This is a genomic window from Neobacillus vireti, from assembly GCF_036962345.1.
Lineage (GTDB): Bacteria > Bacillota > Bacilli > Bacillales > Cytobacillaceae > Neobacillus > Neobacillus vireti_A.
The window spans coordinates 97,826-120,269 of record NZ_JBALNB010000017.1; the positions used below are offsets into that span (position 1 = coordinate 97,826).

General features: G+C 36.6%; 18 protein-coding genes. 2 read left to right on the top strand and 16 right to left on the bottom strand.

Annotated features, from left to right (window positions below; translation table 11 throughout):
* Nucleotides 1–16: 16 nt before the first annotated feature.
* Together V7108_RS20240 and yidA are read right to left on the bottom strand one after the other, a co-directional pair.
* Nucleotides 17–388 carry an aminoacyl-tRNA hydrolase gene (locus V7108_RS20240; RefSeq protein ID WP_335511990.1) on the bottom strand — a complete coding sequence of 124 codons (372 nt, stop codon included), beginning with the start codon at nt 386–388 and terminating at the stop codon, nt 17–19.
* 145 nt (nt 389–533) lie between these two features.
* Entirely contained in the window at nt 534–1,346 is an 813-nt protein-coding gene (yidA, locus tag V7108_RS20245) for a sugar-phosphatase (RefSeq protein WP_335569230.1), read from the bottom strand.
* A gap of 223 nt (nt 1,347–1,569) precedes the next feature.
* On the opposite strand from yidA, the gene V7108_RS20250 reads away from it, so the two are divergent.
* A complete protein-coding gene (locus tag V7108_RS20250; protein WP_335569231.1) occupies nt 1,570–2,361 on the top strand; it encodes a histidinol-phosphatase HisJ family protein in 792 nt (263 codons plus the stop codon).
* Nucleotides 2,362–3,231: 870 nt separating this feature from the next.
* Complete coding sequence (locus tag V7108_RS20255; RefSeq protein WP_335569232.1) at nt 3,232–3,720, top strand: sigma-70 family RNA polymerase sigma factor; 489 nt, start codon at nt 3,232–3,234, stop codon at nt 3,718–3,720.
* A gap of 228 nt (nt 3,721–3,948) precedes the next feature.
* Here V7108_RS20255 and V7108_RS20260 read toward each other — a convergent pair whose 3' ends face one another.
* The 14 genes from V7108_RS20260 to V7108_RS20325 form a co-directional block, all read right to left on the bottom strand.
* Nucleotides 3,949–4,329 (bottom strand): EAL domain-containing protein, encoded by a 381-nt coding sequence (locus V7108_RS20260; protein WP_335569300.1) that lies wholly within the window; start codon nt 4,327–4,329, stop codon nt 3,949–3,951.
* A 195-nt stretch (nt 4,330–4,524) separates the two neighbouring features.
* On the bottom strand, nt 4,525–6,006 hold the full coding sequence (locus V7108_RS20265; RefSeq protein WP_335569233.1) for a sulfatase-like hydrolase/transferase: 1,482 nt from the start codon (nt 6,004–6,006) through the stop codon (nt 4,525–4,527).
* 259 nt (nt 6,007–6,265) lie between these two features.
* Entirely contained in the window at nt 6,266–8,194 is a 1,929-nt protein-coding gene (locus V7108_RS20270; RefSeq protein ID WP_335569234.1) for a beta-galactosidase, read from the bottom strand.
* A gap of 22 nt (nt 8,195–8,216) precedes the next feature.
* Nucleotides 8,217–9,098, bottom strand: coding sequence for a carbohydrate ABC transporter permease (locus V7108_RS20275; protein WP_335569235.1), 882 nt, complete (start codon nt 9,096–9,098; stop codon nt 8,217–8,219).
* 22 nt (nt 9,099–9,120) lie between these two features.
* Nucleotides 9,121–10,053, bottom strand: coding sequence for an ABC transporter permease (locus V7108_RS20280; RefSeq protein WP_335569301.1), 933 nt, complete (start codon nt 10,051–10,053; stop codon nt 9,121–9,123).
* A 75-nt stretch (nt 10,054–10,128) separates the two neighbouring features.
* The gene (locus tag V7108_RS20285) at nt 10,129–11,232 is read right to left on the bottom strand and encodes a response regulator transcription factor (RefSeq protein ID WP_335569236.1); all 1,104 of its coding nucleotides are present in this window, start codon (nt 11,230–11,232) and stop codon (nt 10,129–10,131) included.
* Between the two features lie 9 nt (nt 11,233–11,241).
* Nucleotides 11,242–12,930, bottom strand: a complete 1,689-nt coding sequence (locus V7108_RS20290; RefSeq protein ID WP_335569237.1) for a sensor histidine kinase — start codon at nt 12,928–12,930, stop codon at nt 11,242–11,244.
* Nucleotides 12,931–13,030: 100 nt separating this feature from the next.
* On the bottom strand, nt 13,031–14,707 hold the full coding sequence (locus V7108_RS20295) for an extracellular solute-binding protein (protein ID WP_335569238.1): 1,677 nt from the start codon (nt 14,705–14,707) through the stop codon (nt 13,031–13,033).
* A gap of 526 nt (nt 14,708–15,233) precedes the next feature.
* On the bottom strand, nt 15,234–16,418 hold the full coding sequence (locus V7108_RS20300; RefSeq protein WP_335569239.1) for a MalY/PatB family protein: 1,185 nt from the start codon (nt 16,416–16,418) through the stop codon (nt 15,234–15,236).
* 801 nt (nt 16,419–17,219) lie between these two features.
* The gene (locus tag V7108_RS20305; protein ID WP_335569240.1) at nt 17,220–17,783 is read right to left on the bottom strand and encodes an NADPH-dependent FMN reductase; all 564 of its coding nucleotides are present in this window, start codon (nt 17,781–17,783) and stop codon (nt 17,220–17,222) included.
* 291 nt (nt 17,784–18,074) lie between these two features.
* Nucleotides 18,075–18,689, bottom strand: coding sequence for a DUF3267 domain-containing protein (locus tag V7108_RS20310; protein ID WP_335569241.1), 615 nt, complete (start codon nt 18,687–18,689; stop codon nt 18,075–18,077).
* Between the two features lie 305 nt (nt 18,690–18,994).
* Entirely contained in the window at nt 18,995–19,729 is a 735-nt protein-coding gene (locus tag V7108_RS20315; protein WP_335569242.1) for a GntR family transcriptional regulator, read from the bottom strand.
* 78 nt (nt 19,730–19,807) lie between these two features.
* Nucleotides 19,808–20,986, bottom strand: coding sequence for a phosphopentomutase (gene deoB, locus V7108_RS20320; protein WP_335569243.1), 1,179 nt, complete (start codon nt 20,984–20,986; stop codon nt 19,808–19,810).
* Nucleotides 20,983–22,392, bottom strand: coding sequence for an MFS transporter (locus V7108_RS20325; RefSeq protein WP_335569244.1), 1,410 nt, complete (start codon nt 22,390–22,392; stop codon nt 20,983–20,985). The genes deoB and V7108_RS20325 overlap by 4 nt, the downstream gene beginning before the upstream one ends.
* Nucleotides 22,393–22,444 lie beyond the last annotated feature (52 nt).

The window sequence follows — 22,444 nt, forward strand, 5'->3', positions numbered from 1 at the left end:
GGGGGTCTGACCCCCTTTAGTTTTTTAAGAGAGTTAAATGACCAACGATTTCTTTCGCTTCAGATTTTTCCATCGGCGGCAGTGCAATAACGGTCAAAGAACCCGATTTAATCTCGGTTAAACCACTATCATGAATACTGAAAAATCCTCTTTTTTCTAACTTTTCCAGCTCGGTTTGTTTTCCCTTTAAAATAATTTTTTTCATTCCAGTCTGTATCCATTCTACAAAATCATCATGCATTTCATGAAAAGATGATTGTGAAGACATCAGGTTAATCGTACTTAAAGTTGCCGCATGCGCCACTTGTGCTGCCGTTTTACCCTTTGACATTATTAAGTCTGAATTTACAATGAAATATTGAACAAGATCTCGTTTATCCATCTTCATTATCAGTCCTTCATTAAATATTATTAAAAATGCTTTATCCTTCCAAAAAGGACAGTGATACTGCCCTTTGATTCCCCCTGCCAAACCCAGTTAAAAATAAAATGCGGTGGAATTGGGGTCTCCCCACAGTTCCACCACATTTATGTTAATTGTTAAGTATTAATTTTTCAATCGCATAGGCTACTCCATGTTCATTATTAGATAATGTATGGAACTGAGCCGCTTCTTTTACAACAGATTCCGCGTTTGCCATTGCCACTCCCATGCCTGCATACTGAATCATGCTTAGATCATTTTCTCCATCTCCGATGCAAATGACTTCTTCCTGTTTAATGCCAAGTTTTTCAGCAAGCAGTCTGACGGCATTTCCTTTGCTGACACGTGGGTCAAGGATTTCTAAAAAGAACGGGGTACTTTTAACAAACGTATATTTCTCCCAGAATGATTCAGGTATTTTTGCAATATTCGTATTCAAACGTTCTGGATCATCAATAAACATTACTTTCGGAATAAGCATGTCCTTCGGTACTTCATCAACTGGCAAATAGTTGAGAGGCATTTTATTAATATGGGCTTCATGAATAGTGTATGTGCTAATCTCTCGATGTGGTGTATAAAGATGTTCTGTATCAAAGTAATGGAGCGGTGAACCGATTTTCTTGCTTAACTCGTGTATTTCTTTTAAGTCTTCATAGGATAAGGTAATTTGGGATTCTACTTCGTGTGAGTACGTATTTTGCACAAGCGCACCATTAAAGGTGATCACAAAGTCATCTTCATCATTTAATTTCAATTCCTCAATAATCGATTGGACACCAACGATTGGTCTCCCCGTACAGATTACCACCTTCACACCTTTCGCTTTAGCAGCCTGAATGGCGTCATTTACTTCTTTTGTGATTTCTTTTCGATCATTCATCAGCGTTCCATCAATATCTATTGCAACTAATTTATACAAATGTTGGTCCCCCTAATTCTTGGTTGTGAATATAGCATATTTCCATACTACAAGAAGGACAATTAATAATCCAGACTTCCAGACTATTCATAAAGGCCAGTGCACTATTAGCTGTTTATGAAGTGCGCAAAATTAATGAGGCAGCGTGATCAGAAAAACCTCATTCTAGACAATTGTGAAAGTTTTCACTATAGTAGTTGTAAAAAAGGCTGGTGAAAAAACGATGTATGCAATGGATTACCATCATCACACCAATCATTCCTTTGATTCCACAGCTAGCATGGTGGAAGTATGCAAAAAAGCAATAGAAAACGAGATTAAGGAAATTTGTTTTACCGAGCATTTCTCCGTTAATCCGCTGGCTCCTACCTACGGCCACATGGTTTTTGAAAACTACCTACAAGAGATTCGGTACTGTCAGGAACAATTTCATACTCAATTAACCATAAAGGCTGGAATTGAACTGTGTGAGCCTCACCTTTTAAAAGAACAATATGATGAAACACTTCAGCCACTAGATTTGGACTTCATCTTAGGTTCCGTGCATAATCTGAAGAATCAAAAGCTTCGTCTGGCCCTCAAAGAAGATCCAGTAACCGCCTACGAACGGTATTTTACCGAACTATATCATATGGTCTCGACAGCAGATATAGATATCATCGCGCATTTCGATTTAATGAAACGATATGCGTATAAAGAATACGGTCTATATAATTTTCAAGAACATCAAGAAATCATCGAGCAAATTGTGAAAAAAGCCATTGATAGAAATATAGGAATGGAGATTAATACATCCGGACTTCGAACGGGATTAAAACAAACATTACCATCGATTGAAATCCTCCGTCTGTATAAAGAGTTAGGCGGAGAAATTTTAACGGTTGGTTCCGACTCTCACACCGCTAAGGATGTAGGAGCAAATCTTGCGGAGGCCTACGCGCTTGCCAAACAATGTGGCTTCAACTATATTTATAAATTTGAAAAAAGGAAGCCGATAGCGGTTAAAATATTCTAAGCACTACTTCGGACTTGCTCTTGTTTTTTTGCCTCTTCCTTCTCTGAAGTTAGAATGACTTCGGACTCGCTCTTACTTTTTTGGCTCTTCCTTGTCCGATGTTGACCCGACTTCAGACTCGCTCTTGCTTTTTTAGCTCTCCCTTGTCCGATGTTGACATGACCTCGGACACAATCCTGCTTGTTTAGCCTTACTCTATCCATAGTTTTGGGTCAGCTTCGATCAAACCCTCACTCTTTTAAATTTCGTTTTCCTCCATAGTTCTTCGGAACATTGCAAGGGAGTTTTCTACTAGGCCCCCTTCTCGACAAAATCCCCTCTCACAAATGAGAGTTAGACATAGGTATAGCAGCATTTATAGCCATTCTACACAAACGTTTGATTAGTACCAATTCCACTAATCAATCATTTGATTAAATACTGGCTAAACCCTTTTAATAAACGAAATTTACATGTTTCTAGAATAATAATTGTCGTAAAAAAAGCGTGGTGGTTAAGATTAATCCCCAACTCTGACAATAAAAACTAGGTAAATACATATTCCTACAATTAATAACAATCACACATACCAACTAATCGTTTGATTAAAATTGCAATTATCCCTTTTGAAAAAGGGTTTTTTCTCATTTTCTAGGAAATTTTTTGTCGAGAAAAGCTTCAAAGTATGACAATATCTTTTAACTCATACCCTTTTCAATAAACAAATCAAATCAAGGAGCAGTTCGTTCCAATTTGAAGCGAATTTTGCACGTTTAAGCTATTTTTTTGCGTTAAATTTGATTTTCCTTGATTCGAAGGTTTTCCGCGAATGATTTATGGTAGAGCTACCTAGGAATAAATCGGAAGCGCGCTGCCTGAAGGATCGTACTAGTGGAGAGCTTTGACGAAGTTGTTGTACAGTATCAACCGATGATTTATAAGATTATCCAATCGCTGCATATTTACAAGAATCAAGATGAATTCTACCAAACGGGATTAATTGGGCTTTGGGAAGCGACACAGACCTTCGATGAACGAAAGGGCTGCTTTTCGAATTACGCTTACACCTATATGAAGGGAAAAATGTTATCCCAAATGACCAAGAACAATCAATTTAACGATCGGTATATTCACTCGGAGAAAGAGTTCTGGGAAACGATTGAGGATCAGGCCTCTTCCCTCTTTCTCGAGAAAGAAACCATTCAAAGCTATTGTGAATGTCTAACAGAAAAAGAAGCAAAGTGGGTCATTGCCACATCTATTGGACAACTATCGACGAAGGAAATTGCAGAAAGGGAGAAGGTGTCACTATCTGCCGTTAAGCAGTGGAAGTCTGGGGCAAAGAGAAAATTGAAAGAAAAGATGGCAATGGAAAGCTAATATTTTTTTAATCCTAACGGTGTTGTGAATCGAAGACGAAGCTAAAATTCATTATGCAAAAACTGTTCAAAGATAACAATCGAGTAATAACAGAACCTAGCAGTTAAAATGCAAAAGCAGCCTGATGATGGTTCCTCAGGCTGCTTTTTTCAGTCTCGTACAATGAATGGGCTTAAGTCTGCATATTTATATTTCATTTGGCGATTTTGGGATATATTTTCAGCATCCTCAGACCGTCTCCAGAGGATTGAGGATCTTAGAAGGTTCCATCTTCCCATACTCTAAGACTACAGCAAACCCATCAGCTGGGAGAGGCTTGGAAAATAAATAGCCTTGAATATTGTTGCAATTATACTCTTTTAACATTTCTAGATGGTGTGCTAATTGGATAATGGTCTTTGTAATAAAATTAGAGCCCTCTGCGTCTGTTCGACTCAACGCGTTAATAAAGGACTGATCAATCTTTAAAGTATCGATTCTCTTTTTAAATCGTTTAAGGGAAGATAGTGATGAATAACCTGTACCAAAGTCATCCATAAGAATTTTGATTCCTATTTTCCTTAATTCGTCTAAAATTGAAAAACTACTTTCTCGGTTTCTAGAAGAGATGTTTCCACTATTTCTACTTGAAGATACTTTGGATCAAGTTTCGTTTTTTCTAATATCTCTCTTATATTTAAGAGTAAGTCTTTTTGTAAGAAACGATGCGCCGAGAGATTGATAGAGATGGGTATCGCTGGTAATTCTGCATCCTACCATGCCTTATTTTGGAGGCATGCCGTTGCTTTCACCCATTTCCCTATTTCAATAATCATTCCTGTTTCTTCTCTGTTTATAATTATTCCTTCCCTTTGCAAACGTACCCGCTAACCCCAATTGACCATACCCAGTGACACATTCTCTCACGCCATCTTTATGGGGATTCGCATATAGGACAAACCAATCATCAAGCTTGCTTTTGAGTGATTCACGAATGACTAACGTACTTTCCATATTAACAAGGTTGTGTCTTTCTTCTGGATCTTCGACTAAGTGATACAGTTCATGAGGCCCATATGGATAACGGTGAATATATTTCCATTTCTGTGTACGAATCATTCGAACAGCCCCGTATTCATCATAAATGACCACATCATCAGGATTGTTAAGTGATTCACCGCGCAGAAGCGGCGCAAAACTCTTACCGGGACGCTCCGCGGCATACTCATCTTTCAATCCTAAATAATCTAGAAGTGTTGGCATGAAATCATAATGACTTAACAGATCCATATTTACAACTCCTGCTGGAATATGACCTGGTCTCGAAACAATTGTCGGTACTTTTACTGACGTATCGAACATATTTTGTGGAAAAGTACCATTTCCTTTTCCCCAAATGCCATGATGTCCCATATTCATTCCATTATCACTCGTAAAGAAAATGAGTGTATCTTCTAATAGATTTATCTCCTTTAACTTATTTAAAATTTCTCCAATACCTCTGTCCATAGCAGTAATGGCTGCATAATAACCTTGTAAAAGTTCCTTTCTTTTCTCCCCTTCTCCACGTGGTGCACTGTCAATTTGCCAGGGATGGTTTGGTTCTTCTGGCACCGACTCAAACGGACAATCCTTATACAAATCAATCATTTCTTTTGGATGCTGTCCATATTCCCAAGGAGAATGAGGAGCTGTATAATGAACGCTTAAATAAAATGGATCCTCAGTTTTCGCCTGTTTATCAATAAAAGAAAGGGCATCTTTTGTAATTACATCCGTTATATATTCCGTTTCAATCTTAATATCACCATCTATTACAATATCAGATTCATAATAATTACAGCCTCCCCTTGCAATAGTAAACCAATGAGAGAATCCCTTTTGAGGATTTAAGCTGTCTCCCAAATGCCATTTCCCACTAAGTCCACACTGGTATCCAGACTTTGATAAAATGTCCGTATATGCCTGAATGCCATGTAAATATTCGATTCGTTCATTTTCGTCTGCAAATATAGGTTCATTCTTAATTTCAGGATTTAATTCATGCTTCGCCACATTCCCAGAACGAATCCAATCATGAACACCATGTTGAGATGGAATTCGTCCTGTTAAAAACGAAGCTCTTGCAGGTGAACAGACAGGAGAAGCACAGAAGAAATTTTCAAAACGAATACCTGCTTTGGATAAAGAATCAAGATTTGGTGTATGAATTTCAGTGTTTCCAGCCGAACCTAGCGCCCAATGGCCATGATCATCGCTCATAATAACAATAACGTTAGGCCTTTGAGATTTTCTTTTATTTACCATCCTTAACACACCTTTACTATCCTAAATTAGTATCTAACCACCCCGATCCTCTGTTACCAAGATATCATTGCCATCAAACAAAGGAATGCTTCTCGTGATAATAAATTGAGGAATAATAATTGATTGAGGTGGTGCAATCAATCCCAGCAATATTGCTTGAAAATGAAGTACATTCCTTTGAAATTAAGTCCAGCAAAGGTGTAATCTGCAAGCAAACTGATGGGGTTTGGGACTATCCCCTGTCCCTATCCCTGTATCCCTAAAAGCCGATTCGTGGGATTTCTTTTGCATTGTGTGTGTATGGTTGTTGTGTGCCTGCCGCGACGGAATAGATTCTTTCGTTGGATTTGGTAATTCCGTTAGTAAAATTTTCATAAGGTTTGTGACACACGTCTAGTAAACCGATTTGGAAGTTTTCACCGTCAAATCTTCCTAATACACTTTGGTCATACAAAGTAAAATAGTGAGCCCCGATTAAGCTGGGTATAGTAGCGGCATTTTCTATATAGTACCGATAGGCTTTTGCACGGTCCTCCTGGCTTGCCACTCCCTTCAGTCCTGTAGCAGGAAGACCTGCATCAACGGATCCAAAATGGAATTCTCCAATTAAAACGGGTAATCCCGATTTCTCACTAATTTCCATGATATCTTCTTTATTCGGTACCATTGAATAGTTATTCAATGTAAAAACATCAAACAAGCTACTCCCTTCAAAGATGAATTCAGAAGAAATCCATGCATACCTCATACCTAAATTTAAATGACGGCAATCTATTTCTTTAACCGCTTGACAGACAACTTCTGTATATTTGTATATTAATTCTCGAGTGAATGCTTCTAAATCGTCTTTTGCTTGCTGTGATAAGGTCGATGATTTTTTTAATGGTGCTAGCAACTCCTTAAAATCATTGAATGACACATTCCAAGCTTGGTTAAATCGCTCGATATTTCCATTATATTTTTTTCTCATCCGATCAATGAAAACAAATTTTGATGAAAGAATCTCATTTTTCTCTAGTAACTCTTCTGCTAGATTCACATTTTCAGCAAAAGCCCAAAGAGGCTCATTTGTTAAGAAGTAGCCAATCATATATGGGTCATCTTTAAATTCCTCAAGCTGCTTTGCATATTTTTTTGCCTCTGCCACATATTCCTCACTAAACGCATCAGGGAAATCTCTAAAGATCTTTTTTTTCGTTCCTGGAAAGTCCTTCAACGGCCAAACATAAGGAAGCTTTGTGTTTTTAATAAAATCTCCGGAAGACCAGTTTCCAACTGTATTAATTCTCCACTCTATCAATCGGTTTTCCGTCATAACGTTCCATTTTTCCCGATAAGAATTCCCAAAAGCCCGAATGAGATTGGCAATTGAATAGTCCACAAATTGTAGATCCTTTTCTTGATAATACATATCCTTGTATTCATCTGTTTCAGAAAGCCATTCATACTGCTTTTCAAGTCCTTCTAACAATCCTTGAATTTCTGGTCGAACGCAATCTAGACCAACACTCCAAAAAGCATACCCTTCAGGATCGATCAGCCACCAACGACTTCCATCATGTTCCGTTCGGAAAAAGCCAGTTGAGTCAAACTGCTTCTTTTTCCAGCCTCCATAAGCACTCCATTCAGACGGAAACTTCTTTTCCACACCTACCTGTTGATTTAAATATGTCACAAGCTCGCTTTCACTATTTGTTTTACCAGGCCAGTCTTTCCATTTCGATTGTCCGAAAGAATCCACCATTACTTTATCTGGTAATAGATATTCTGGCTCTTCTACATCAAGATAGAGATCTTTAATTTCGAATAACTGGGACTGAAAAGATTTACTTGTGCCTATCGTGATTCTACTGATTTCTTCCTTACTCAATCCGGTACCTGATATAAGCGTTTTCAGTTTCCCTGGTGTACGAGGTAAAAAGACCTTCTGCCGATCTAGGGCTGATAGTGGGAACGACACGATCACCTCTGTTTGAGGAATGGTTCCCATTGTTACTTGTAAATACTCATCTTGCTCTTTATAAAATCGGAAGATGAGCGGAACCAACCATTCATTTTTCGTTTCAATTTTACATATTAAATAATTGGCCTTACTCCAATCTAGTTCCTGCATACCTGCTACCACTATTTCACCACCCTCTGGTGGAAACTCAAAACGGGTTTGCTCTAAATCAATCGACTGTCTCAACAACTACTCCTCCTTGTTTAACCTATTCTTTAACCGATCCCAATACAATCCCTTTTACAAAGTATTTTTGTAAGAATGGATATACCAGTAGAATTGGTAAAGCACCAATGAAGATTTGTGCAGATTTAGACGTTCTTTCTGATAAATTTTTTAATTCCTCTGGATCTACATTCATTTGTGATAAATCTTGTTGTACGATAACTGTTTGTAAAAAGGTAGATAAAGGATATTTCATCGCATCTGTCATGTAGATTAATCCATCAAACCATGAATTCCATTGACTCACCATTGTGAATAATCCTACAGTCGCAATCGCAGGCATGGAAATTGGAAGATAGATCTGAAAGAGAATTTTAAAATGACTGGCACCATCAATGATCGCAGCTTCTTCTAATGTTTTCGGCACCCCTGTGCGAAAGAAGTTCATTAACAAAATCATATTAAACACATTAATCGCGGTTGGTAATACCAATGCCCAGATCGTATTAATTAATCCTAGCTTTTGGATCAAAATATAGGATGGTATTAGACCTCCATGAAAGAGCATAATAAAGATAAAAAAATAGACATATAACTTTCTACCCTTGAATTCATGGTCTTCTTTCGATAGTGCATAAGCAGCGAGTGTTATACAAAATAAACTGATTGCTGTTCCCAGCACCGTCCGAAAAATACCGTTCCATAATGAACGAAGAAACCGCTCATTACCTAAGGTTTTTTCCCATGCATCCAAAGTAAATTCAATCGGAAAAAATGTGACTAAATTCGCATTGGCGGGTGCCGATCCACTAAATGATACAGCCAAAATATGAATAAGGGGCAGCACACATATAATTCCTAATAAAGCTAGAAAGGTATAATTAAAAATGGTAAAAATCGTATAGGGTACGCTTTTATAATTCATGGGTCACACTCCTTTTTCTCCATTAGAAAATACGATATCCAGCATACTTATGGGCAAGTTTATAACCTGTGATAATTAAAATCATTCCAATCACCGATTTAAATAATCCAACAGCCGTGGCAAAACTGAATTGCCCCCCTAGTAGGCCTTCGCGATATACAAAAGTATCAATTATATCGCCTTTATCATAGACCAGTGGATTATATAAGTTGAAGATTTGGTCAAAGCCCGCGTTCAATGCACTACCTAATGCAAGAGTCGCCACTACCACGGTAATAGGAATCAATGAAGGTAATGTAATGTGTAGTACTTGTTGAAAACGGTTCGCCCCATCAATGGTTGCAGCTTCATATAAATCTGGATTTATTCCAGCTAGCGCAGCCAGGAATACAATGGCGCCAAATCCGAATTCTTTCCAAACATCGGTCACAACAGCAGTAAATCTAAACCAATCACCATCACCAAGGAAAAAGATAGGGTCGATTCCAAACAATGCCACAAGGAACTTATTTACAATCCCACCGTCTACAGACAGCATATCTAGTAAAATTCCACCAAGAATAACCCATGATAAAAAGTTAGGCAAATAAACGAGGGTTTGAATGGTCCTCTTGAATAATGATCGACGTGCTTCATTTAGTAAAATGGCAAATATAATCGGAATAACCAGATTAAATAGTATTTTTAAAAAGGAAATAATCAACGTATTCCAAATCACTTGTCTTACATCATCAAATTGTATCATTCTCCTGAAGTGCTCCAACCCAACCCATGACGATTCAGAAAAACCTAGATATGGTTTAAAATCCATAAAGGCCATTACCACCCCGGGTAGAGGAGCATAATTAAAGACAAGCGCCAATAATACCGCAGGTAGCATAAACATATGTAAAGGCCAATTTCGTTTTAGGTTCCATTTTTGTTTTTTGACTGTAACTTTCTTCTTCACATGAATAGAAGTCGTTTCATTTTTATTAATCTGTACATTCACATCTCTTCACCCGCCCTAGATTAATTTTGTTCTATCAGCCTAACGTATGTTGGGATACGTATGGAAGCGATACTCTTGGGGTGTAACCCCATGATAATCTTTGAATTTTTTTATAAAATAAGAAGAATCTTTGTAGCCAACCCCTTCGGCTATCTTATATATTTTTTCATTAGACTCCTTAAGGTGCGCTGCCGCTTTTTCCATTTTTCGCGAATAAACACAATCGCTAAATGTTTTCCCGGTTTTTTCTCTATAAAGTTTTGATAGATAGGTAGGGTGTAAATAAACATGATTGGCCACTTCCTGCAAGAAAATATCTTTATGTAGATGACTGTCAATATAATGATTGACTTGTTCAATTACTGTAAAGTGGTTGGTATCTTTCTCTTTGTTAATGTTTGTTTTTATTTTTAGAAAAGTGGCTAAAGTTATTTCTTGTAATTCCTGTATTGAATGTTTGGAACCCCTTTGGTACATTGAATGAAATTCACTTCTGATTATGTCTGTTAGTAAATATCCATGTTTATGAGTAAAGTACGTAAATGTATTACAAATCATAAAATATACTTGAAGGGTGAATTCATGAGAATAATGTACATTCTCTCCCAGCTGTGTAAAAATATCTCTTATCTTTTTTTCAGCAACATCCCAATTTCCGTACTCCATTAACTCAATCAATTGAGGTTTTTCATATAAAAAGTCTAAAGTCGATAAGAAGGGACCATCTCCGATAAGCGACATGCTTTTCATCAATTCCTCAAAGGAACGCTGATCGTTTTGAATTGAATGGATAGCTTTAGATACCGCTTCCATAATTTCTTCATCAGGAACAGGCTTAAGCAGGTAATCACAGACAGAAAGCTGTATAGCTTGCTTGGCATATTCAAATTCAGCATAACCAGAAAGAATAATATATTTCCTCACTCTTCCTTTACTTGCAGATGCAATCAATTCAATACCTGTCATATCAGGCATTCGAATATCCGTGATAACAATATCAATCTGATTCTCCTTCATCACTTGTAGCGCCTTTTGACCGGAAGTTTCCTTATATACGTTTTGTATATTTAATTTTCCCCAGTCCAGACTTGCCAACCCTTCTACAATCCACGGTTCATCGTCCACAATTAACAAATTAAACATAGAATTACCTCACTTCCAACGCATTTCTACTTTTAGTCCACCCAAAGAAGATGTGCTGAAATTAAGTCTTGCCCCTTCTCCGAAGTGAAATGCCAAACGCTGTTGGACATTCCAAACACCATGTCCATCCTCACTACTCACCGGTAATTGAATTTGTTTTTCTAACTCTATTATTTCTTTTTCCGTTAATCCCTTGCCATTGTCTTCAATGATCAGAATGTTCTTTCCATTAATCTTGCTTCCAGAAATTTGAATGATTCCCTCGTTGCCTATTCTCACACCATGCTCTAACGCATTTTCTACTAAAGGCTGTATAAGAAGCCTAGGAATCAAAAGATTAAGAATTTCATCGGAAACATTCATTTCATAAGTAAATCTTTGTGATCTAATTTTGTGTATATCTAAATAATTTCGAATAAACTCTAGTTCTTCGCCAATCGTTACTTCCTTATGATCTATATTTGTCATATACCTATAGTAGTTTCCTAGATGCAAAGACATCGCTTCTATTGCTTCGGTTTGTTTCAACTTTGCCATATTCTTAATAATAAACAAACAGTTATGCAAAAAATGAGGGTTAATTTGAAATTGTAGTTGCTTTAAATGAATTTCTTGATATCGTATTTTTTCTTGGTAGACTTCTTCGATTAACGTTTTTAATTGTTGAGTCATTTCATTAAAACTAGAAATCACAAACTCAAATTCCTGTATTTTATTCGGTTGAATTTTAACCGAGTAGTTTCCACTCTTAATATATTGAATTCCTTTGATTAAATTTTTTATTGGAAATTGAATATTCCGATATAATAAATAGGCGGTTAGCAAGCTTAATAGCAGCATAATAGCAACAAACGTATAAAACATATTTCTTGTATTGGCCAAAGAAGCAAAAACATCTTGAACGAGCATATAATCTACAATCATCCAGTCTAGATTTTCTAATTTCATATAACTTATTAAATATTGCTTATCGTTATAATTAACGATCACATTCCCCTTATTTAAATGGTTACTAATAGGAATCCCCTTAATCATTTCTGTCATTTTGTCTTTGTTTTTAGAAGAAGACAAAATGGATTGACTATCAATTTTGTACATAAATGGATCATTATATTGATTTAGTTTTAACTGCGCTAAATAGTTCTCTATATTTTTTACGGGAGTTTTTACTTCAATAATAATATCTGGCGTTTTGTGGTTAATAATGCTATTAAGCGGCTGTACAATATGTTTGATATAATAAGATGAGCCAGTTGCAGGATCTGTTCTTACCTCCCATTCACTTGCAACCATTACATCTTTTTTGTCATCTCCATATGTTTTTAACGTAATCCCATTGTTAGGTACATACACCGCAAAATCTGCCTTCCAAGAACTGATTCCCTTAAGCAATGATAATTGATCATTCAATTCGGATTTCACCCTAAATTGCTGATAATTATTGTAAAGCTCTATATTTCTGAGTTCTTGAACACTTGAATGCCCGCTCAAAGATAATAAAAGGATTGACAAATTATCAAAGTTCCTGTCAATTTGATTTCTAACAAGAGAAAGGCGATTTAAATTTCGCTCTTTTAGCTCGTTCTTCATAATATGTAAACCTTTATAATACGAGTATGTGTAAAAAGTTGTAATTGGAATTGCAAACAATAATAGAATCATAACCACTTTGAAAAAGAGAGTTTTACGCCATTTCATAGTTGAGCCCTTTCATATCATCATTCTTTTAACGAAATGAATTGTTATGTACGAGTGAAACCCGGGTCATATGGAACAGTGACCCGGATTATTCATTCATTTATTTGACGGATTCATACCACTTATTCACTTCTTCTGTAACTGCATCCCCGCCGGATTTTTTCCACTTTTCTACTATTTTATCAAACTCATCGACTGAAAGTTCCCCATATACAATTTTATTGAAGCCTTCATCAAGAATTTTATCGAGCGCTTGCCCTCGTGATTTCATTGTTTCAGTTGGTGCCCCTGTGAACATACTTGGCATCGTGATGTCTTTTTGCTCCACAACAATTTTTGCAGCTTCATATACTTCTGGATTAACATCAGCATTGTGTTTTGCTTTCTTTTCAAATGGTGTTTTTGGTTCAGCCCCATTTGCAAGGTTATAAAGGGTATTCATCTGTATTGACGGAATTCTTGCCACATCAAAAGTCAAAGAATATTTACCTACTGGGTGAGCTCCACCTGGTACATCCTTTGTAGGTACTCCGTCTTTTAAGACGTAATCATAGCCTTCTGCAAACCCATATTCAAATTCACTACTTTCTTCAGGGTTTGCATAGTGATCAAATAGATAATTTTGATAAAGGAAAAATGCCTTAATGCTTTCAGGGTCAGCCTCCTTATTAATGAGAACCGCACCATTATAGTTAAATGTACCATGCCTTCCTGCTTTTCCATCAGGTCCTGAAGGAATCGGATATGCTTTATATTGTGAGCCATCTATATTCTTTTTGATGTCGCTTAACGGCCAATTTGCCATCCAATGTGGCCCGGCGATGATTCCAGCACGACCAGAAACAAATAATTCTTGCGCCTTCGTTTCATCCCATAGGCCGGATTCTTTATGGATATATCCTTTTTCCATCCATTTATTCATTGTGGCAAGTCCGTCTTTCACGGCAGGATTGATAGATCCATATTCAAGTTTTCCATCACTTGTTTCGTTCCACTGGTTTGGCATTGTTCCGTAAGCACCAAATACCCAACCTGAATCACTCATCCATGTATTAAAATTGTTTTTAAATCCAGTAGCTAATCCAAAGGTGTCATTAACTCCATTACCATCTGGGTCTTGATTCACAAATGCATCCATGATTTTTTCAAGATCCTCTATTGTTTTTGGGGCTTCTAGGTTTAATTTTTGCATCCAATCTTCACGGATAAATAAGACAGGGTCTCCATTCATAGAATAGTCTAGGATTGGAATCGCATATTTTTCACCATCACGCATGAATGCGTTCCAAACCGATGGATCTTCTCCCATCGCGTTTTTCCACGTTTCGGATGCGTATTTTTCAAACAACTCTCCTACCGGCATAAATCTTTTTGAGTCAATAAGATCTTGTGTGACATCATCTCGCAACGCAATAATGTCTGGCATTTCCTCATTTGCTGATAATGCAAGTCTTATTTTGGTAGTAAATGCATCTGGAGGACCGCTTGTTGTCCAATTATATTTAATATTAATATTGAATTTCTCTTTAGCCCATCGCGTCATTACATTATCTTCAATACTTTCACCAGACTTAAAGGTTACATCTCCTGCTACATGTCTTACCGTTGTCAAAGTAACTTCTTTATCGAATTTCTCTGGCAGCTCCTTACTATCAGAAGTGAGCAACTCTTTTTCCGTGCCTGATACTTTTTTGCTTTCATTACTACATGCTAATAAAGAAAAACTAAACAATAAAATTAGACTTAATACTCCCATTTGCTTAACATGTTTTAGCATTTATTATCCCCCTTTTTGAATATAGTAAGCGATTACAATCTCTATTTTAAGGGAGGCTAGTTCAAATTGGCATAGTAACATTTTAATATTCACGGTATTATTATAACTGTTTCGAATATACAGATAGAATTCAACATTATATGAAAAAGTTGCCGATAGGTGTAATAATTAAATAATAGTAAAAGAGTTCAGTCCCTCAGCAAAGCAGCGGGACTGAACTCTTTCACAACATGCTGTACCTCCAAAATAGGGAGCCTTCCTCTTAAATCTTATAAAATTTTTGGCACTGGAATTTCCAGAATTCTACCTGATACTAGCGATTATTCAATTTCAATTAGTACATCTTTTGGAAGAGGAACTCTAAAAGTATAGGATGTTTTTGCTTTATATTCATCCCCATTTTTTTAACAAAACTCATCATTTTGTTAATGATTAATTCAAGGGATCCGGTAACAGTATAAGTCCCAGCAAATGAAATTGCAGCGAAACAGATTAATAGTGTTCCCATCATCGAGTTCACCCTTAATTATATTTTTATAGTTTTTGTACTTCTATAAACTTGTGCAATACGTCTTAATCCTTCGTGTAAGAGGGCTCGTGGTGTTCCCAGATTCAGGCGGATAAAGCCTTCGTATTTCTTGCCAAACGAAGAGCCAAAGCTTACATTTACCTTCGCTTCCTCTAAAATCCATTGCTTTAAATCAGCTTCATTCATACTCCAGTCTCTACAGTCCATCCATATTAAATAAGTGCCTTCAGGGTCGATTAATTTGATCTTCGGTAAATGTTCTCGGCAAAATTCCTTTGTAAAAGATACATTGTCACTAATATAGTCCTTTACACCTATGAGCCAGTCATCACAGGATGTATAAGCGGTCTCTAAAGCAGGTACAGCAAAAAAGGTTGGATTATGAATACCTGCTTGAATCATAGATTCTTTAAATTTGGAACGATATTTTTCATTAGGAATAATGATATTCGCAATTTCTAAGCTTGCTAGATTAAAGGTTTTACCCGGAGAAGTACAAATGATTGATTGCTGTGCTAGCTGTTCTGAGAGACTCCCTACAAAAGTATGGCGATGCTTGCCATGGATAAAATCTGCATGGATATCATCGGAAATCAAAAGAACATTATATTTTAAACATAATTCTCCTATGTGCCATAGTTCTTCCTTTGTCCAAACCCTGCCGGTTGGATTGTGTGGTGAGCACAGTAAGAGGATTTTCACCCCCGTTCTCATCTTCGCTTCTGTATCCTCGAAATCGATTTCATATCGGCCATTTTTTAATAAAAGCGGGCTTTCAACCAATTTCCGTCTATTCACCTTTATCGCATTTGTAATCGGCATATAGGACGGGGTATGGACGAGAACCTTGTCTCCTTCGTCGATAAAATGCTGTATGATCAGGGATACCGCTTGTACAATCCTCGGACAAAAGACAATCCATTCTCGATCAATTTTCCAGTCATACATCCTCTGAAACCAACTTTGAACTGCTGCATAATATGGTGGGAAAAGTTCCGTATAGCCATAAATCCCATGCTGAGCAACTTCGGTCATTTTATCAACGAGGACCTGCGGTGCGCGTAAATCCATATCCGCAACAGATAAAGCAATTACATTTTTACCATATTCGTCCGGTATCCCGTCCCATTTAGCAGAATTCGTATGCAGACGGTCAACAACCTCATCAAAGTTAGTGTTCATAAACAGCTGCTCCTAACGTAATAAGCTATCTTCAACCAAATAAATATCTTCAAATACACCTCTTAAAGAAGAATATATTTTTTGAAAAACAGGGAACATCTTCTAGTAAATGATGGCATGTTGTTCAATTGGCATATATATATATGATTTGAAATGTCCAACTGCTCACATGCTATCTGTAAATATGGGTAAGCTTCATCGCTGGGATCAGCCGTTAAAATGGCTGCTCCCAGCGATGGCCCACCCGTATTGGATTGAGTGATAATTCTTACCTGAAACACATCGGCCAGTATTCGCATCCAGAGCCTACTTTTAGTGCCACCGCTAATTACCATTGCTTGTTCAAATAGTATAAAGAAGCTAGATAAGGCACAAATACATGATTATATAAATAAGACTAAAATGGAATAAAAAAGTTCAAGGAAATCTTCTCATGGTTGGATAAACACGCGTGGGGATCTTCAGCGAAGAAAAAGGAAAAACATTTGTATCAACACTATCATACACTATTTTACAAATTACTTCATTTACATTTATTATTTCTAAAAATACCAGCCACAGCCAGGGGGACGGTTCCCCTGGCCTCCCCTGACTGCTGCCATAGCTACTAAACCTTTTCGTCGAACTTCTAAGAGGTGTAGTAAAATCGAGCACTAATATTGAATTAACCTGTCTGATTCGAGTTTCATTTATACACTTTTAGAATTCTAACCATAACTCAAAATAACCTCAATTAAAAACCATGAGAACCGTCCCTATGGCCCACTCTTTCCTTTTTGTTATTTTAATAAATTCTGCCTTTTAACCTCTAACTGTTTTCAGGGCATTAGACCAAGCAACCACTTCATCCAACATTGTGTTTAAAGCTCCTTCATGGTGAGGTGCTGGATTGAACTTCGTCATATCTTGGAAATCTGTAAAAAGACTCATATTTACGCTTTGCCCTACTACTGCCACTTTTGGAACGCTTAAAATTAAACGCAACTCATTTGTTACGGTAACACCAAGGGTAGAACCATAACTTACAATCCCAGCAGCTTTATGGTTCCATTCAACATATAGATAATCAATGGCATCTTTTAAACCAGATGTAACCGATTTGTTATATTCTGGTGAAACAAATACAAAGCCATCAAATTCGTTAATTTTTTCTGACCAAGGCTTTGCTTCGGGTGTTTGATAATTGCCGCCTGACATAATCGGCGGGATAGACTCATTGAATCTTGGAAGATTGTAATCTTTAATATCTACCAACTCATATTCTGCATCAGTGCGTTGATCAGCAATGGATTTTACCCATTCTGCTACATTTAAATTTACTCGGGAATCGCGAGTGCTTCCTGTAATAATACCGATTTTAACCATTTGTATTCCTCCCTAAAAATCCAATTTGTATACCTTACATAACTCCTTACAAATAAATAGTAGAACATACTGAAATTTAAAAATACCAATAATTATACTGTTATGTTGTATACCCAACACTTCCAGGAATTTGTTGGAAAATTAAAAAATAAAAAAACCTATTCTTCGAGTATTTATCGAAAAATTAGGCTTTTAATCTTTAGCAGCAATTGCTCCATTGAGGGGAAAGACTCTATAAAGGTATGTAGAAAAACTCACTAAAAATTAGGAAACTATCAATCTATAGTTTTCTTACATTGATCTGTGTTTCCAATAAGTATTTGTTCCATTATTTTTTAGAATTGCATGTTTCGGTACCTGTTTAATGATAAGAAGGAGGTTAAGGATATCAACGGATGATGCCATTGAATTTAGAATGATCAAAAATTTTAATGTCGGTGTTAACAGCCCTAATCCCCCTAATAGGAATGGCATTATAATTGAAAGAATCATGAAAGGAGCAATGGTGATGAAGAGATATCTAGATTTTGAAATCTCCTCCTCTGTTATGACAAAACCCCCGAAAAAAGTAAGACCTGTATAGGTTTTTTCTGATTGAATAAAATTAGGAATGAAAATCAAATGGAGTAATTCGTGAAGGATTAATAGTAAGAACAGCCAAAAAATAATGCCCAAGTTAATGTTTATTGATATCGAATCTGAAGTCAATCCAAACTCGCCAAAAGAAAACGAGGAAAAGATATTTATTATCCCAATTGAGATAATTGCTGCAACAATCATTAAAGGAATCGATAACAAAATTGCACTTATTAAATTCTTGGGCTCTTTCAGTGGAACCCATCCACTTTTAATTAGGTCCGAATATAAACCAGGGTTGCCTTTTGGAAATTTGGTTACTATTTTCATTAAACTCCCTCCGCTCATGAGCCAAGATAGGCAGCCAAAGGGACGGTTCTCATGGCCCAATTTTATGGTTAGAAATAACCCAAATATCTCCGTCCACATTTTAAATTGACTGCTTCTAGGTTAATTATCTTATCTTTCGCAAACCCGAAGAGGTATAAGTACTACTCACTATTATGAAACCATACTTCCTATATTCTAGTTTCATTCACACACATTAATGACACTTACTAGGCATGTTCACCTCAATTATTCTAGTATCACCAACAAAAAAGCCACCAGAACCGTCCCCCTGGTCCCCCTGGCCCCTATTTGTATATATTTAATTTTATATTCGAGAACTGTTGGGGGATATAAAATTTATTATGCATGATAGGAGAATCCTGATGATCATAAAGACTTTCTAATAGTAAAAAGCACTCATTTTGGCCGATTAATTTTTCATTCTTATCGGCTAAATTAACGGTGTGAGTATATTTTATTTCCATTTCACCATGGTTAGCATTCGCATACACTTGATTCTCTAGAAAATTCAGCAGCTCCTCCTCATTATTTAAGTCCAAGGATAAACTTTCTACTGTTTCTATTGACATAAACGTAAACGCATATGCTAACACCTCATTGTCTTTTCGATATAATCGTTCAAACGCAGTCACTTTAGACGAATCTCTCTTTAAAATTTGTTTCGTATATTCCGTATCCTCATCGATTCGATAATGTGTATCGATTCGGTCAAAGGTGCTAACATGACACTTATGCATAGGATTGGTTAACTTTTCTAAATGAACTTCATCATGTTTGCTAACTGAATTAACCACGAAATTTCCTTTTCCGCGTATATTTCTTACAATTCCATCATCCTGCAACAGTGCCAGCGCTTGTCGTAAAGTTGCCCGGCTAATCCCCAGTCTGCTTGCTAAATCTGGTTCTGATGGAAGCCTAGTGTCTACAGGGAATACTCCGTTCTTAATTTGGAGAAGGAGCTCGTCATAAACATTTATATAGAGCGGTCTTTTCAATTGCGCAAGTTTACTTGTATTCATTCAGTCCGCTTCCTTTTCAGAAAAATTTAACAAAACCCCCAAAAAAACATTTTTGGGGGTTTTCATTATCGTAACATATTATTTTAGGAATGGTAAGAATGAATCACCATATTCCGGCATATTCACATCGAAATTATCGGCGATTGTTGCCCCAATATCAGCAAATGTATCATTTTCAGGTAAGTTGCCAGAGTCCTTTAATTGTTTCGAATAGGCCAATACAGGAATATATTCACGCGTATGGTCTGTACCAGCAAATGTTGGATCATTACCATGGTCAGCCGTTATGATTAATAAATCATCCTCTTGGAGTGAATCCAATACTTCATCTAAACGTTGGTCAAATTCTTCTAATGCTTTTCCATAGCCCTCTGGATCACGGCGATGGCCATATAGCGCATCAAAATCGACTAAATTCAAGAAACTCATCCCTGTAAAATCTTTCTTGATGACGTCGAGCAATTTGTCCATCCCATCCATATTGTCTTTCGTCCGAATGGATTCTGTCACCCCTTCGCCATCAAAAATATCATTAATTTTTCCAATGGCAATCACGTCTAAGCCGCCATCTTTCAGGCTATTCATAACGGTTTTTCCAAATGGTTTTAATGCATAGTCATGACGATTAGAGGTTCTAGTAAAGTTCCCAGGTTCGCCCACATAGGGTCTTGCGATAATGCGGCCAATTAAATAAGCAGGGTCTTTTGTGATTTCTCGAACCTTTTCACAAATATCATATAATTCTTCTAATGGTATAATCTCTTCATGAGCTGCAATTTGAAGAACTGGGTCAGCTGATGTGTAGACGATTAAATCGCCCGTTTTCATTTGATGCTCCCCATATTCATCAATAATCTCTGTCCCGCTTGCAGGTTTATTTGCTACAACTTTACGACCAGTTATTTCTTCAATCTGATTGATTAATACTTCTGGGAATCCATTTGGGTAGACATTAAATGGTTTATCAATATTCAAGCCCATGAGTTCCCAATGGCCTGTCATCGTATCTTTGCCAACTGATTTTTCTTGTAATTTCGTAAAATAGGCAAGCGGTTTATCCGCTTTTGGCACACCCAAGATTTCTTCAATATTTGATAGTCCTAATTTTGCTAGGTTAGGCACATTCAATCCATTCATATGCTCTGCAATGTGGAGGAGCGTATGAGAGCCGACATCATTAAATTGAGCCGCATCTTTTCCTTCGCCAATCCCTACGGAATCCATGACAATTAAGTGTATTCGTTTGAATTTTTTCAAGCTGCTCGCTTCCCTTGATCTAGAATTTTATTGTCTGATTTACGACCAACTAAAACCCAAAATAAGATGATAGATGCTAGAGCAATTGCTCCAATAATGAGGATAATCGAACTATAATTCAATGCTGTTGCATTATCTGTCGTAAAACTTAAAAAGCCAAATTGTAAGTCTTTCTTATCAATTAAAAAGGCTGAATAGGTGAAACCTGCTGACATCGCGATATTGATACATAAATTATAGAATCCTAATGCTGTACCTGATTTTTCGACTGAAACTTTTTTAATACTTGTATCGATTAATGGCGCGTATAGCAAGGCAAAGCTACATGAAAACAAAATAAGAGATATAACAAAAACGGTAATAGATGAATCTACAAAGATGGCACCCATTAATATACTAATCGTGATTAAACTCATGGCTAAATAAATACATTGCTTACTGCTTAAATATTGCCCTATTTTCCCTGAAAATGCCCCCACTGTTGCGGCTAACAAACATGCAGGGATGAACATCAACGAAACAGAATCCAATTTGATATCATATACAGTCGTTAACAAGAATGAGAGTGTATTTAGTGCATATGCAGCATAAGTAGAATAAATGATGAATGCCACCAATAATACAGATAAAAATTGTTTGTTTTTAAAGAATTCAATGGTGATAAAAGCATTTTTCTTTTTACTAATATAGAATAAGAACACACAAACAGATGCAACAAAGAGAATAAAAAGTCCCCAATTGAAATAGGACATATACAACATGATAGAAGTAGACACTGCAGCGATTAAAATAAGTCCGATGAAGTCTACATGATTTTTCTTTGTTTCTTCTTTTGGTAATAATTTTAGAATGAATGGCAATAATAGTAAGCTTAATAACGGAATTAAAAACAAGTTTTGCCATTGCAGATAAGTAGTAACAAATCCGCCTGTTAATATACCAATAACTGTAGCTAGTTGGTAACTACTTGTACTGAAGCCTAAATATTTTTTTTGGTCTGCCGCACTTGCGTATTTAGCGACAAAAATTAAGTAAAGTGTTTCCGTTGCCCCTAAACCAGCAGATTGGATGATTCTAGAAAAAACGAGTAACCAGTAATTTTCGGATACAATATAACCAAGTAAAGAACCCGCACAAATTAATATAATACCGACTACTAGTAAATTCCGCACACTAATCGAATCAGATAAAGAAGAATAAACAACGGCACCGATCCCAATGACCAATCCTGCAAGCGTAACTTGCCAGCTGACAGTACTTGCTGAAACGCCAAAATATTTTACTAAATCTGGAGAAATAATTTTAAAAGAGTTATCGATAACGAGTGAAAAAATCATTAAAAGTAATACGACCGGAACGGTTTTGCTTAAGTTTACCACCGGTTTATTTTCAATTGAACTGTTCATGATGTACCTCCAGTAATAACTATTGTTCTTTTGAACAATGTTGAATAACAGC

Coding starts and splice junctions, on each gene's coding strand:
- V7108_RS20325 (WP_335569244.1), bottom strand. CDS start 22,392: ATGAACAGTTCAATTGAAAATAAACCGGTGGTAAACTTAAGCAAAACC.
- V7108_RS20240 (WP_335511990.1), bottom strand. CDS start 388: ATGAAGATGGATAAACGAGATCTTGTTCAATATTTCATTGTAAATTCA.
- V7108_RS20300 (WP_335569239.1), bottom strand. CDS start 16,418: ATGAACACTAACTTTGATGAGGTTGTTGACCGTCTGCATACGAATTCT.
- V7108_RS20315 (WP_335569242.1), bottom strand. CDS start 19,729: ATGAATACAAGTAAACTTGCGCAATTGAAAAGACCGCTCTATATAAAT.
- V7108_RS20295 (WP_335569238.1), bottom strand. CDS start 14,707: ATGCTAAAACATGTTAAGCAAATGGGAGTATTAAGTCTAATTTTATTG.
- V7108_RS20305 (WP_335569240.1), bottom strand. CDS start 17,783: ATGGTTAAAATCGGTATTATTACAGGAAGCACTCGCGATTCCCGAGTA.
- V7108_RS20275 (WP_335569235.1), bottom strand. CDS start 9,098: ATGAATTATAAAAGCGTACCCTATACGATTTTTACCATTTTTAATTAT.
- V7108_RS20250 (WP_335569231.1), top strand. CDS start 1,570: ATGTATGCAATGGATTACCATCATCACACCAATCATTCCTTTGATTCC.
- V7108_RS20310 (WP_335569241.1), bottom strand. CDS start 18,689: ATGAAAATAGTAACCAAATTTCCAAAAGGCAACCCTGGTTTATATTCG.
- V7108_RS20265 (WP_335569233.1), bottom strand. CDS start 6,006: ATGGTAAATAAAAGAAAATCTCAAAGGCCTAACGTTATTGTTATTATG.
- V7108_RS20285 (WP_335569236.1), bottom strand. CDS start 11,232: ATGTTTAATTTGTTAATTGTGGACGATGAACCGTGGATTGTAGAAGGG.
- V7108_RS20290 (WP_335569237.1), bottom strand. CDS start 12,930: ATGAAATGGCGTAAAACTCTCTTTTTCAAAGTGGTTATGATTCTATTA.